This window comes from Streptomyces sp. NPDC048566 (assembly GCF_043199735.1).
Classification (GTDB): Bacteria; Actinomycetota; Actinomycetes; order Streptomycetales; family Streptomycetaceae; genus Streptomyces.
This window is the reverse complement of record NZ_JBICWL010000002.1, coordinates 585878-599022: the sequence shown is the minus strand read 5'-3', so window position 1 is coordinate 599022 and position 13145 is coordinate 585878. Positions and strand designations below refer to the sequence as shown.

Below are 13145 nucleotides of genomic sequence, written 5' to 3'. Positions count from 1 at the left end.
CCGGTCGGCCGGGGTGGCGGCGCCGGTCACGGGACGGCTCGCCGCGCCGCCGGCCGGACGGCTCGCGAACGCCTGCGGGGACGGCTCCCCGGGCGAGCTTGGCACGGATCGCGGCGAGGACCTTGGAGTCGGTGTGCCGGTCGCCGTTCAGGAGCGTGGTGCCGTGGCGGCATGCGTCGATGCCGCCACGGCCGTCCCCGCAGGGCGCGCCCACCAGCCCCGTCAGGGGCCGTCCGGGTCGGCCCGGTTCAGCGCGGGACGGGGGGTCGTACCCGCCGTCATCAGATAGTCCGCGGCCGAGGTGTCCGTCACCAGGCTGGTGACGAGTCCGGAGCGCAGCACCGCGTCGATGGCGGCGGCCTTGCGCTGCCCCCCGGCGATCGCCACGACCTCGGGGATGCGGCGCAGCCGGTCGGCCTCGACGGTGATGCAGCGCTGGCCCAGGTCGCGGCCGACCCGGCGGCCCTCGGCGTCGAAGAGGTGCGCGGACATCTCGGCGGCGACGCCGAGGGACGCGTAGTGCGCGCGTTCCTCGTCGCTGAGCATGTCGTGCACCGTGGAGATGCCGGGCTCCCAGGAGCCGATGGAGACGCAGGCGACCGTGACCTTGTCGAAGTACTCGAAAGCGCGGGCGATGCCCGTCTGGTTGCGCAGCGCCGCCGCCGTGGCCTCGTCGGGCAGCAGCATCGGCGCGTAGATGGGGTGGGCGTCGCCCCCGGACACCTGTGCGGCGCGGCGCACCGCCTCCACGGAGCCGCGCTCGGCGGTCCCCGCGTCGTAGACCCCGGTCAGCTGCACCACGGTGCACGGGGGGAGCCGGTCCAGCGCCGCCGCCATGTGGATGGTGGAGCGGCCCCAGGCGAGGCCGAGCACATCGCCCTCGTTGACCAGCTCACCGAGCAGGTCGGCGGCCACCTCGCCGAGGTTCTCCGGGTCGGGCGACTCCTCGGCGTCCGCCGGGGACTCGACGACCACGGCGTGCCGCAGGCCGTAGCGGGCGCGCAGCGCGTCCGAGCGCTCCGCGTCCAGCTCGGCGGGGACGCGGATCTCGATCCTCACGAGATCCCGTTCGAGGGCCGTCTCCAGGACCCGGGCCACCTTGAAGCGGCTGACGCCGAACTCCTCGGCGATCTGGATCTTGGATTTGCCCTCGAGGTAGAAACGGCGGGCCATGGCCGCCGCCTGCACCAGCTCAGCGGGTCCCATCCGCATGGCCGACCGGCCCGCCGACATACCCGACACGGCGATCTCCTCACTGCTGTTCACACTCTGGATTCGCCGTTCATCCTCGCAGATCCGGCGGACTTGATCAGCCCTGATGGGCGGCGTTCACGTTCCCTTGGTTCAGTGGTCGCACGCCCACGAGGCGCGCGCCGTCGCCTCCTCGGCCCGGGTGCGCAGGGCACGTACCGCCTCGGCGGGGTCCGCGGCCCCGTAGACGGCCGATCCGGCGACGAAGACGTCGGCCCCCGCCTCGGCGCAGCGCTCGATCGTCGACTCCGCGACACCGCCGTCGACCTGGAGCCACAGTTCGAGGCCGTGCTTTTTGATCAACTCGCGGGTGCGGCGGATCTTCGGGAGCATGATGTCGAGGAACGACTGGCCGCCGAAGCCGGGCTCGACGGTCATGATCAGCAGCATGTCGAGCTCGGGCAGCAGATCCTCGAACGGCTCGACGGGCGTGGCCGGCTTGAGCGCCATCGAGGCACGGGCTCCCTTGGCCCGGATCTCGCGGGCGAGCCTGACCGGTGCGGCCGCCGCCTCCGCGTGGAAGGTGACCGAGCCGGCCCCCGCCTCCACGTACCGGGGCGCCCACCGATCGGCGTCCTCGATCATCAGATGGCAGTCCAGCGGAGTGTCCGTCGCACGGGCCAGCGCCTCCACGACCGGCACACCGAGCGTGAGGTTCGGTACGAAATGGTTGTCCATCACGTCGACATGGAGCCAGTCTGCGCCGTCCACCGCCTTCGCCTCCTCGGCGAGGCGGGCGAAGTCGGCGGACAGGATGCTGGGGTTGATCTGCGCGGCCATGCCCCAAGCCTGCCATGTTCCGGGCCGGTTGCCCGCCCCGGTCCGCCCCTCGGTCGGCGCGGGCGGGGCCGGCGGTGCCCCCGCGTGCCGTGCCGGGGTTCCCGGCGGTGTCCCGCGCGGCCCCGGAGGTGGGCATGAACCGGCTCGGCGGTGTCCGGCGCACGGCGGTCGCCGTCGTGTGCGGACGGCGGTCCAAGTGGCTCGTGCTGGTGCTGTGGCTCCTGGTGCTCGTCTTCGTGGCCCCCCTGGGCATGAAGCTCACCGACGCGCAGGACAACGACGCCCAGTCCTGGCTGCCCGGCTCGGCGGAGTCCACGCAAGTCCTGGACGTCTCCGGCGAGTTCCGGCCCGAGCAGATCCCGGCGGTCGTCGTCTACGCACGCCCGGGCGGGCTCACCGCCCAGGACCGGCGCGCGATCGAACAGGACGTCCGGCAGATCGAGCGGCTGCGGGACCACGGCGTTCGCGGGGCGGAGACCCGGGGACCGGTCTTCGACCGCCCGGCCGACCCGCGGGCCGCACAGATCTACGTGCCGATCACCATGGACGCGTCGGGCTGGCAGCGCATCGCTCCCGCCGTCGACTCGATCCGCGACCGGGTCGGCCCGGGCGGGGACGGGCTCGCCGTGCACATCACCGGGCCGGGCGGGACCGCCGCGGACTCCGCCAAGGCATTCGAGGGCATCGACTCCACCCTGCTGTACGCCGCGATGGCGGTCGTCGTCGTGATGCTCCTGATCACCTTCCGCAGCCCGACCCTGCTGTTCGTGCCGCTGCTGGGGGTGATCGTCGCGCTGTTCACGGCCCAGGCGCTGATCTACCTGCTGGCCACGCACGCCGGACTGACCGTCAACGGCCAGAGCGCGGGCATCCTCACCGTGCTCGTGTTCGGCGCGGGCACCGACTACGCTCTGCTGCTCGTCGCCCGCTACCGGGAGGAACTGCGCCGGCACGAGGACCGGCACGAGGCGATGGCGCTCGCCCTGAACCGGGCGGGGCCGGCCGTCCTCGCCTCCGGGGCGACCGTCGTCCTGAGCATGCTGGTGCTGCTGGTGGCCGAGATGAACTCCACGCGGGGCCTCGGCCCGGTCGCGGCGATCGGCGTGGCCGTCGCGCTGCTCGCCATGCTCACCCTCTTCCCGGCACTGCTCCTGGTCTTCGGACGCTGGATCTTCTGGCCCGCCGTGCCGCACCCCGGCTCCACCGATCCGACGCGCGGCGGCTTCTGGTCACGCACCGGCCGGCGCATCGCCGGGCGCCCCCGGGCCACCTGGATCGGCACGGCGCTCGCCCTGGCGGTGCTCTCGCTCGGGCTCGTCGGGCTGCGGGCGGCGGGCATCCCCACGGCGGACCAGTTCACGGGGAAGCCGGACTCGATCGTCGGCCAGGAGGTCTCCGAGCAGTACTTCCCGGCAGGCTCCGGCGATCCGCTGGTGGTGGTGTCCGACGCGGCGGCCGGCGAGCGGGTCCGCCGTGCCGTGGCGGCGGATCCGGGCGTGGTGCCCGCGAGCATCGGCGTGCCTCCGGGCGCCGCGCCGGAGCACGACGGCAAGGCACTGTTCGAGGCGACGCTGCGCGACCCGTCCGACAGCGACGCGGCGAAGGCCACGGTCGAACGGGTGCGGGACTCCGTGCACGAGCTGCCCGGCGCCGACGCGCGGGTGGGCGGTGGCACGGCGGCGCTGCTCGACATGGAGAACGCCCAGACGCACGACAACTACCTGGTCATCCCCCTGGTGCTGGTCGTCGTGCTGCTCGTCCTCGGCGTGCTGCTGCGGGCGCTGGTCGCGCCGCTGCTGCTCATCGCGACGGTGGTGCTCTCGCTGACCGCCGCGCTCGGCGTGAGCGCGCTGGCCTTCCGGCACGTCTTCGACTACGCGGGCGAGGACGTGGCGTTCCCGCTGTTCGTCTTCGTGTTCCTGGTCGCCCTCGGCATCGACTACAACATCTTCCTGACCACCCGCATCCGCGAGGAGGCGGCCCGCCGGGGCACCCGGCCGGGCGTCGTCACCGGACTCGCCGCCACCGGGGCGGTGATCACCTCGGCGGGGCTGGTGCTGGCCGGCACGTTCGCCGCGCTCGGCACGCTTCCGGTGGTGGGGTTCGCGGAGATCGGCTTCGCGGTCGCCTTCGGCGTGCTGCTGGACACCTTCGTCGTGCGCTCGATCCTCGTGACCTCGCTGTTCCTGGACGTGGGCTCGAAGGTGTGGTGGCCGAGCCGGCTGTCGCGCGAGGACGGCGGCTCCGGCCCGCCGGCGGCCTCCTCCCCCGGTTCCCCCGGTTCCCCCGGCTCCCCTTCCGGCGCCGGCCCGGAGGCCCGATCCGGGCCTCGGCCCGGCTGACCGCCGCCCCGCCCCGGTCCGCGCCGCGGGAGGCGGGCGGGTGGCCGGCGAACCGGGGGCTGGTGGACGGGCCGGGCGGGCCGTACGCGGGCCGCGCGGAAGGGTCAGGCCGTCCGCCGGATGAGCGCCAGGTACATCGCGTCGGTCCCGTGCAGGTGCGGCCACAGCTGGATGTCGGGGCCGTCGCCGAGGGCCGGGACGCCGGGCAGCAGGGGGCGGGCGTCGACGAGTTCGGCGGCACCGTCCGCGTCGTGCCGGAGGACATCGTCGACGACCGCGCGGGTCTCGGCGAGATGCGGCGAGCAGGTCGCGTACCCGACGACCCCGCCGACCCGGACCGATTCCAGGGCCGTGCGCAGCAGCCCGCGCTGGAGCGGGGCGAAGCCGTCGAGGTCCTCGGGGCGGCGCCGCCAGCGGGCCTCGGGGCGCCGGCGCAGGGCGCCCAGCCCGGTGCAGGGCACGTCCACGAGCACCCGGTCGAAGGTGCCCGGGCGCCACGGCGGGCGGGTGCCGTCGGCGGCGATCACCTGGTAGGGGCCGGGGTTCCCGGCGAGCGCCTTGGCGACCAGGCCCGCCCGGTGCGGCTGCTTCTCGGAGGCGAGCAGGGTCGCCCCGCGCCCGGCGGCGAGCCCCGCGAGCAGCGCGGCCTTGCCGCCCGGTCCGGCGCAGCCGTCCAGCCAGAGCCGGTCGGGTCCGTCCAGCGGTGCGTTGGCGAGAGCCGCGGCGACGAGCTGGCTGCCCTCGTCCTGGACGCCGGCGCGCCCCTCCCGGACGGCGTCGATCGCACCGGGCTCGCCGCCCTCGCTGAGCCGCACGGCGTACGGGGACCAGCGGCCCGGCAGCGCCGAGTCCGCATCCAGCGCACCGAGCAGTTCCCGCGCGGTGGAGCGTCCCGGCCGGGCGACGAGGGTGACCTCGGGCCGTTCGTTGTCGGCTTCCAGCAGGTCCTCGATGCCGGCCCGGCCGCCGCCGAGGGAGTCCCACAGCGCGGAGACCACCCACCGGGGATGCGAGTGCACCACGGCGAGATGGTCCTCGGGGTCCTCGTCGTAGGGCGGCGCCACCTGCTCCAGCCAGGCGTCGAGGTCCTGCCGGGCCACCTTGCGCAGCACGGCGTTCACGAACTTCGCGCGCCCGTCGCCGAGCACCACCCGGGCCAGCTCCACCGACGCCGAGACGGCGGCGTGGGTGGGGATGCGGGTGCCGAGCAGCTGGTGCGCGCCGAGGCTGAGCACGTCGAGGACCGGCGGGTCGACCTCGCGCAGCGGCCGGTCGACGCAGGCGGCGATGACGGCGTCGTACGTCCCCTGGCGGCGCAGGGTGCCGTAGACCAGCTCCGTGGCGAGCGCGGCGTCCCGGCCGTCGAAGTCGCCCTTCTCCCGGGCCTTGCGCAGCAGGGGCGGCAGGACGAGGTTGGCGTAGGCGTCCCGCTCGTCCACGGCCCGCAGCGCCTCGAAGGCGAGCATGCGGACCGGGTCCTTCTGGGGGCGTCGGTAGGGCTTGCCGGGCCTGTTCGGCCGACGGGACTGCTCACTCACGAAAAAGGTGCTCCGGATCCGGGAAGAGGTGCGGTCGTCAGCCTACGCCGCGGGGCGGACGCGGGCCGTGCGGCGAGGGTCAGCCGCCGAGCCGCTCACCGGAGGGGATGCGCACCCCGCGCGCCCAGTCGGCGGCCCGCATCGGCTTCTTGCCCTGCGCCTGCACCCAGAGCAGCTCGACGGCGTGCGAACCGGTGCCCGCGTGGACGGCGTTCTTGGCGACGGACAGCTCGCCCGGGGCGAGGTCGGTGCGGTCGGGCACGGTGGCGACCTGGACGAGCTTGAGGCGCTCGCCGCGGAAGACGGTCCAGGCACCCGGGGCCGGGGTGCAGCCGCGCACCACGCGGTCCACCCGCAGGGCCGGCGCCGCCCAGTCGACGTGCGCGTCCTCGACCGTGATCTTCGGTGCGGCGCTGACGCCGTCGGCGGGCTGGGGCACCGCCTTGACGGTGCCGTCCTCGATGCCGTCCATGGTCGCGGCGAGCAGGCCCGAGCCGGCGAAGGCGAGCCGGGTCAGCAGGTCGCCGCTGGTGTCGCTGGGCCGGATCTCCTCGGTGACCGTGCCGTAGACGGGGCCCGAGTCGAGGCCCTCCTCGATCAGGAAGGTCGAGGCGCCCGTGATCTCGTCGCCGGCCATGATCGAGTGCTGCACGGGGGCGGCTCCGCGCCAGGCGGGGAGCAGCGAGAAGTGCAGGTTGACCCAGCCGTGCGCGGGGACGTCGAGGGCGACGCGCGGCAGCAGCGCCCCGTAGGCGACCACCGGGCAGCAGTCGGGGCCGATCTCCCGCAGCCGGGCCAGGAAATCCTCGTCCCGGGGCTTCGCGGGCTTGAGGACCTCGATCCCGGCCTCCTCGGCACGGACGGCGACCGGGCTCGCGACGAGCCGCCGCCCCCGTCCGGCCGGGGCGTCCGGCCGGGTCACGACGGCGGCCACCTCGTGCCGCTCGGAGGCGATCAGGGCGTCCAGGGCGGGAACGGCGACCTCGGGGGTGCCTGCGAAGACGAGCTTCATGGGTGGCGGTTGGCCTCTCGGGCGGGAGCTCTTCCATGCCCGCGCGCGGGCGCACGGGGCGTCACGCGGGGCGGCGCACCAGTCTATGCCGCCCGCGGCAGACCGGCTCGGGGGTCCGCCCCGGCTCTCCTCCGGGGCGTGCGGGGCGCCGGCGGCGGCCACCGCGGGGCCGCCGCCGGGACGGCGACCACGGTGCGCGGACCGCCGGGCCGGGGGCGCGGGACCGCGATCTCGGGGGGCGTACGTCGGGCGGCGCGCCCCGCACGCGGGCCCTCACGCCCCCGCAGCGTGACCACTCACCCGTCCACGCGTTGGTCAAGAAAGAGTTGACCACAGCGGGCCGCAGGCGCGGCCCGGTCCCTTTCAACGCCTGTTCGAGAGGCTTGTTCATGGCCGACCACGCAACCCACGACGCCCAGGCTCGGGCCAGCCTGCACTTGCTGGTGCGGGACATCGAGCGGGTCCGCCGGCAGGTGGACGCACTGCGCACGCTCACCGCCCAGCTGGGCAACGTCTACCGCCCACGCCGCTCGGGCCCCTCCACCGGGTTCGTCGTGTACGGGCGGGCTCCCGCCCCGACCGTCCGGCTCGCGCAGGAACTGCGGGACAGCGTGGAGACGCTGGTCACGGCGGCCGTGGACTTCGACCGCTCGCTCGGCTTCTCGTGGGACGCCGTGGGATCGGCCCTCGGGGTGACCAAGCAGGCGGTCCACCGCCGGTACGGCGCGCGCCGCGCCGTAGCGCAGGCCGCCGCCGACGCGGAGCGGGCCACGGAGACGGCGAGCCCCCGCGCGGTCCCCGTCGCGGCTGGACTCCCGGCGGTGCCCACGGTGCCCGCGGCCCGGTCCATGCCGACCCAGCCGACCGCGGGCAGCACGTTCCGCGACGAGGTCAGGCCGACCGCCTTCCCGGGCCCGCGCAACGGCTGACCCACTCCCCCGCCGGCCACCGGCACTGCCTCCCGGCCGACGCCCCGGGAGGCAGTCGCATGTCCGCCTCCGTCGTGAGCGGGTGCGCCCGGTCGCGCCGAGGCCCGCCGGACGCCGCCCCGGGCGGCGGGGCCGGGTGACCGGCGCGGACGGCCGGCGCCGGGTCGTGCGCGCCGGTCAGCCGATGTCCGGCGGGTCGATCCGGATCCGCACGGGCTCGCTCCCGCCGCGAGCCGTCCGCGCGGCCTGCGCGCTCTTCAGCGCCGCGGCCAGCGCGGCTCCGCTGCCGGGCGGGACACGCACCAGGACCCGTTCCGCCGCCTCCGCGGCGGGTGGGCCGCCCGGCCGCCGCCCGCGCGCGGCCTCCGCGGCCGGTACCGGAACCGGCCCCAGCACCTCGGCGTCGGGCGGCAGTTCCGCGCTCGCCAGGAAACCGGCGAGTGCCTCCGGCGTCCCGGAGACGGACGCCATCCGGGACACCGGGGGGAAGCCCAGTTCGGCCCGCTCGGCGAGCTCCCGCACCGCGTGCCCGACGGGGTCCCAGCGCACGAGCGCCTGGACGGGCCGCAGGGTCGGCTCCGCCACCACCACGACCGTGCCGCCCTCGCCCTGCGGGCGCACCAGCGCCGCCGCACCGATCCACCGGCGCAGGCCGTCCTCACCGGCCCGCAGGTCGGGGCGCCCGAGCATGGCCCAGCCGTCGAGCAGCAGGGCCGCCGCGTACCCGCCCTCGGCGACCGGTTCCGCGCCCGGGGTGCTGACCACCAGGGCGGGGCCGGCGGACACCGTGTCGAGCACCTGCTCCCGCCCGGACGTGCGCACCGGGACGGCGGGGAACGCGCGCCCCAGTTCCTCGGCGGTACGGCGCGCTCCGACGACCTGCGCGCGCAGCCGGAAGCCGCCGCACTCCTGGCAGTGCCAGGAGCCCTCGTCCCGACCGCACCAGGCGCAGCGCAGCGCCCGCGCGTCCTGCGCCTCCAGCGGGCCCGCGCAGTGCCGGCAGCGCGCGGGCGCCCGGCACCGGGCGCACGCCATCCGCGGGACGTAGCCGCGCCGGGGCACCTGGACGAGCACCGGGCCCCGGCGCAGTCCGTCGCGCACGACCTGCCAGGCGAGGGTGGGCAGGCGCGCGGCACGCGCCGCCTCGTCGCGCGCGAGGTCGCCGTCCCCGACGGTCCGCACGAGCGGCGCCGCGGCGCGCACCTCCTCCCGGCTCGCGGTCAGCGGCTGCGCCCAGCCGGTCTCGACCAGCTGGGCGGCCTCCACCGTGCACGTCCAGCCGCCCAGCAGGAAGCCGCAGCGGTCCCGGGACGCCCGCAGTTCCAGCACCTCGCGGACGTGCGGGAAGGGGGCGTTGTCGTCGCTGTGCCCGGCGTCGCCGTCGTCCCACACGACGACCAGACCGAGGTCGCGGACCGGTGCGAACATCGCGGCCCGGGTGCCGACCACGGCCCGTACGGCACCGCGCCGTACGGAGAGCCACTCGCGGTAGCGCCGCTCCGGTCCCGCGTCGGCGGTGAGGACCGCGTGCCGGTCGTCGCCGAGCAGGGTGCGCAGCGCAGCGTCGACGCGGGCGGTGGGCCGGCCGGCCGGGACGACCACGAGGGCGCCCCGGCCGGAGGCGAGCGTCGCCTGCACGGCGCGGGCGATCTCCTCGGCCCAGCCAGGCCCGGGCAGCGCGGTCCACACGGCGCGTGGTGCCCCGCCCGCGGCGAGCGAGGCGAGGAAGTCGGCCCCGCGCCCGTATCGGCGCCAGCTCCCCGGGTCGGGGGCGGCGGGCGCGGGCGGGGGCGGGGGTGAGTCGCGGGACTCGGCTCGGGCGTGCCGCGGCGGCACGGCCAGTTGCAGCACGTCGGCGAGCGAGCCGGCGTACCGGTCGGCGACGGCGCGGGCGAGTCCCAGCAGCTCGGGGCCGAGGACGGGCTCGGGCGAGACGACCTGGGCCAGGGCGGCCAGCGGCCCCGCGTAGTCCGACGCGGCGACCCGCTCGACGAGGAACCCGTCGATCAGGCCGCCGCCCTCGCGCCGCCCGCCCCGGACGGTGCGCCCGCCGGCGCCGAACCGCACCCGGACCCGCACGCCCGGCCGCGCGGCCTCGTCGAGGTCCTCGGGCACGGCGTAGTCGAAGTACCGGTCGAGGTGCAGCACCCCTTTGTCGACCAGGACCCGGGCGACCGGCAGGTCCTTCGCCAGCGGCGCCCCGCGCCAGGTCCGCGGCTTGGCCTTCGGGGCCTTCGCCCGGCGGACCGTCTCCCGGATCAGCGCAAGCTGCTCGGGCGGGCCGCCCTCGGCGCCGCCCGCCCCGTCCGCGTCGGCCCCCTCGCCCTCGGGCCGCCCGTTCGCGCTGCTCACAGCAGTATTCCTACCAGACCGCACCGACACCGCCGCGGGCCTGCGACGGGGCCGGCCGCGCGCTGCCGGCGGCCGGGACGGCGGGGCGGGCGGGCCTGCCGCCGCACCGGGTCAGGCGCCGGGGGCGACCGCGCGACGGGGTGCGAGGCCGCCTCCCGGACGGCACCGCCCCGGCGCCCCGCCGGACCTGCGCGGGGCTCCGGGCGATCGGCTCCGGGCAGCCGTCAGGCCCGGCACCGTGGGGTGCCGGGCCTGACCGGATCGGGCGTCGCGGGATGCGGGACTACAGGCCCACCGCCGCGCGGAGCGCGTCGACACGGTCGGTCCGCTCCCAGGTGAAGTCGGGCAGCTCACGGCCGAAGTGCCCATAGGCGGCCGTCTGCGCGTAGATCGGCCGCAGCAGGTCGAGGTCGCGGATGATCGCCGCCGGGCGGAGGTCGAAGACCTCGGAGATGGCGGTCTCGATCTTCTCCGCGTCCACCTTGGCGGTGCCGAAGGTCTCGACGAACAGACCGACCGGCTCGGCCTTGCCGATCGCGTACGCGACCTGGACCTCGCAGCGCGAGGCCAGGCCCGCGGCGACGACGTTCTTCGCGACCCAGCGCATCGCGTAGGCGGCGGAGCGGTCCACCTTGGACGGGTCCTTGCCCGAGAAGGCGCCGCCGCCGTGCCGGGCCATGCCGCCGTACGTGTCGATGATGATCTTGCGGCCGGTGAGCCCGGCGTCGCCCATCGGGCCACCGATCTCGAAGCGGCCGGTCGGGTTCACCAGCAGGCGGTAGCCGTCGGTGTCCAGCTTGATGCCGTCGTCGAGGAGGGCCTTCAGCTCCGGCTCCACCACGAACTCGCGGATGTCGGGAGCGAGCAGCGAGTCCAGGTCGATGTCCGAGGCGTGCTGCGAGGAGACCACCACCGTGTCCAGCCGGACCGCCTTGTCCCCGTCGTACTCGATGGTGACCTGGGTCTTGCCGTCGGGGCGCAGGTAGGGGATGGTCCCGTTCTTGCGGACCTCGGACAGCCGGCGGGAGAGCCGGTGCGCGAGGTGGATCGGGAGCGGCATCAGGTTCGGGGTCTCGTCGGTCGCGTAGCCGAACATCAGGCCCTGGTCGCCCGCGCCCTGCCGGTCGAGCTCGTCCTCGTCACCCTCGACCCGGTTCTCGTACGCGGTGTCGACACCCTGCGCGATGTCCGGGGACTGGGAGCCGATCGACACCGACACGCCGCAGGACGCCCCGTCGAAGCCCTTCTTCGACGAGTCGTAGCCGATCTCCAGGATCTTGTCGCGGACCAGCTGCGCGATCGGCGCGTACGCCTTGGTCGTGACCTCTCCGGCCACGTGCACCAGGCCGGTGGTGATGAGCGTCTCCACGGCGACCCGGGACGTCGGGTCCTCCCGCAGAAGCGCGTCGAGAATGGTGTCGCTGATCTGGTCAGCGATCTTGTCGGGGTGACCCTCGGTCACGGACTCCGAGGTGAACAGGCGACGGGACACAACGCTCCCTGTGGTTGCAGCGGCTGCTGGCTGATCATGGGTGGACGGGTCGGGGGCTGCGCCCGGCGTCGTCCGAGAACAGTTTATCGGTCGCGCTCGGCCGTGGGATCACCGTCTCGCCTCTCGGGAAGCCTGTGACCTGCGGCACGGGCATTCTGCGTCATCGCCGTGGCGGTCCGCCAGGGTCGCCACGCGCGATTTCGCGGTGCCGGGGCCTCCGGCCCGGCGGACGAGACCGTCACCCCAGTCGGCGTGTCACGAGGTCCCAGACGGTGTCGGCCAGGGCCTCCTTGGGCCCGTACGGCACGGTCGTCTCGCTGCCGTCGGAGCCGAGCACCACCGCCTCGTTCTCCTCGGAGCCGAACGTGCGGCTCTCGCCGACCTCGTTCACCACGAGCAGATCGCAGCCCTTGCGCTCCAGCTTGGCCCGTCCGTTGGCCAGGACGTCGTCCGTCTCGGCCGCGAAACCGACGACCACCTGCCCGGCGCGCGCCCGGCTCGCGGAGATCTCGGCGAGGACGTCGGGATTGCGGACGAGGACGATCGGCTCCGGCTCCCGTCCGTCCTTCTTCTTGATCTTTCCGGCCGCGTAGGTCTCGGGGCGGAAGTCCGCCACGGCGGCCGCCATCACCACGGCGTCGGCGTCCGGTGCGGCCTTGAGCACCGCCTGGCGCAGCTGGACGGCCGTTCCGACCGGGATCACGTCGACCCCGGCCGGGTCGGGCAGGGCGGTGTTCGCGGCGATCAGCGTGACCCGGGCGCCCCGGGCGGCGGCGGTGCGGGCCAGGGCGTACCCCTGCTTGCCGGAGGAGCGGTTGCCGAGGAAGCGGACGGGGTCGAGGGGTTCCCGGGTGCCGCCCGCGCTGACGACGACGTGCCGTCCGGCGAGGTCGGGCTCGGTGGCTCCGCGGGCCAGCACACGGCGGCACACCTCGAAGATCTCCGCCGGGTCGGGCAGCCGGCCCTTGCCGGTGTCGACGCCGGTCAGCCGGCCCACGGCGGGCTCGACGACGATCGCGCCGCGGCGCCGCAGGGTCGCCACGTTCTCCCGGGTGGCGGGGTGCTCCCACATCTCGGTGTGCATGGCGGGCGCGAAGACGACCGGGCAGCGCGCGGTGAGCAGGGTGTTGGTGAGCAGGTCGTCGGCGAGGCCGTGGGCCGCCTTGGCCAGCATGTCGGCGGTGGCGGGGGCCACCACCACCAGGTCGGCCCGCTGGCCGATGCGCACGTGCGGGACCTCGTGCACGTCGGACCAGACCTCGGTGGAGACGGGATGGCCCGAGAGCGCGGACCAGGTGGCGGCGCCGACGAAGTGCAGGGCGGAGGCGGTGGGCACGACCCGCACGTCGTGGCCCGATTCCGTCAGCCGTCGCAGCAGCTCACAGGCCTTGTACGCGGCGATGCCACCGCTGACCCCCAGGACGACCCTCGGCTTGTCCACCGTCTCTC

Annotated in this window: 9 protein-coding genes; 2 read left to right on the top strand and 7 right to left on the bottom strand. The window is 75.5% G+C overall.

What is annotated here, in order from left to right; all coding sequences use genetic code 11:
- Positions 1-222: 222 nt before the first annotated feature.
- Both ACGFS9_RS06535 and rpe read right to left on the bottom strand, forming a co-directional pair.
- Positions 223-1266, bottom strand: coding sequence for a sugar-binding transcriptional regulator (locus ACGFS9_RS06535; RefSeq protein ID WP_393251184.1), 1044 nt, complete (start codon positions 1264-1266; stop codon positions 223-225).
- Between the two features lie 78 nt (positions 1267-1344).
- Positions 1345-2031, bottom strand: a complete 687-nt coding sequence (gene rpe / locus ACGFS9_RS06530) for a ribulose-phosphate 3-epimerase (protein WP_393251183.1) — start codon at positions 2029-2031, stop codon at positions 1345-1347.
- 134 nt (positions 2032-2165) lie between these two features.
- On the opposite strand from rpe, the gene ACGFS9_RS06525 reads away from it, so the two are divergent.
- Positions 2166-4373, top strand: coding sequence for an MMPL family transporter (locus ACGFS9_RS06525; protein ID WP_393251182.1), 2208 nt, complete (start codon positions 2166-2168; stop codon positions 4371-4373).
- Positions 4374-4477: 104 nt separating this feature from the next.
- On the opposite strand, the gene ACGFS9_RS06520 is transcribed toward ACGFS9_RS06525, so the two are convergent.
- On the bottom strand, positions 4478-5911 hold the full coding sequence (locus ACGFS9_RS06520) for an RsmB/NOP family class I SAM-dependent RNA methyltransferase (RefSeq protein ID WP_393251181.1): 1434 nt from the start codon (positions 5909-5911) through the stop codon (positions 4478-4480).
- Positions 5912-5990: 79 nt separating this feature from the next.
- A complete protein-coding gene (gene fmt / locus ACGFS9_RS06515; RefSeq protein ID WP_393251180.1) occupies positions 5991-6923 on the bottom strand; it encodes a methionyl-tRNA formyltransferase in 933 nt (310 codons plus the stop codon).
- A 389-nt stretch (positions 6924-7312) separates the two neighbouring features.
- On the opposite strand from fmt, the gene ACGFS9_RS06510 reads away from it, so the two are divergent.
- On the top strand, positions 7313-7852 hold the full coding sequence (locus ACGFS9_RS06510; RefSeq protein WP_393251179.1) for a hypothetical protein: 540 nt from the start codon (positions 7313-7315) through the stop codon (positions 7850-7852).
- Positions 7853-8029: 177 nt separating this feature from the next.
- Here the strand turns inward: ACGFS9_RS06510 and ACGFS9_RS06505 are convergent, their stop codons facing one another.
- The 3 genes from ACGFS9_RS06505 to coaBC all read right to left on the bottom strand — a co-directional run bounded on the left by ACGFS9_RS06505 (position 8030) and on the right by coaBC (position 13137).
- Positions 8030-10204, bottom strand: coding sequence for a primosomal protein N' (locus ACGFS9_RS06505; RefSeq protein WP_393251178.1), 2175 nt, complete (start codon positions 10202-10204; stop codon positions 8030-8032).
- 283 nt (positions 10205-10487) lie between these two features.
- A complete protein-coding gene (metK, locus tag ACGFS9_RS06500; RefSeq protein WP_393251177.1) occupies positions 10488-11696 on the bottom strand; it encodes a methionine adenosyltransferase in 1209 nt (402 codons plus the stop codon).
- Positions 11697-11934: 238 nt separating this feature from the next.
- Positions 11935-13137 (bottom strand): bifunctional phosphopantothenoylcysteine decarboxylase/phosphopantothenate--cysteine ligase CoaBC, encoded by a 1203-nt coding sequence (gene coaBC / locus ACGFS9_RS06495; RefSeq protein ID WP_393251176.1) that lies wholly within the window; start codon positions 13135-13137, stop codon positions 11935-11937.
- Between the last annotated feature and the right edge of the window lie 8 nt (positions 13138-13145).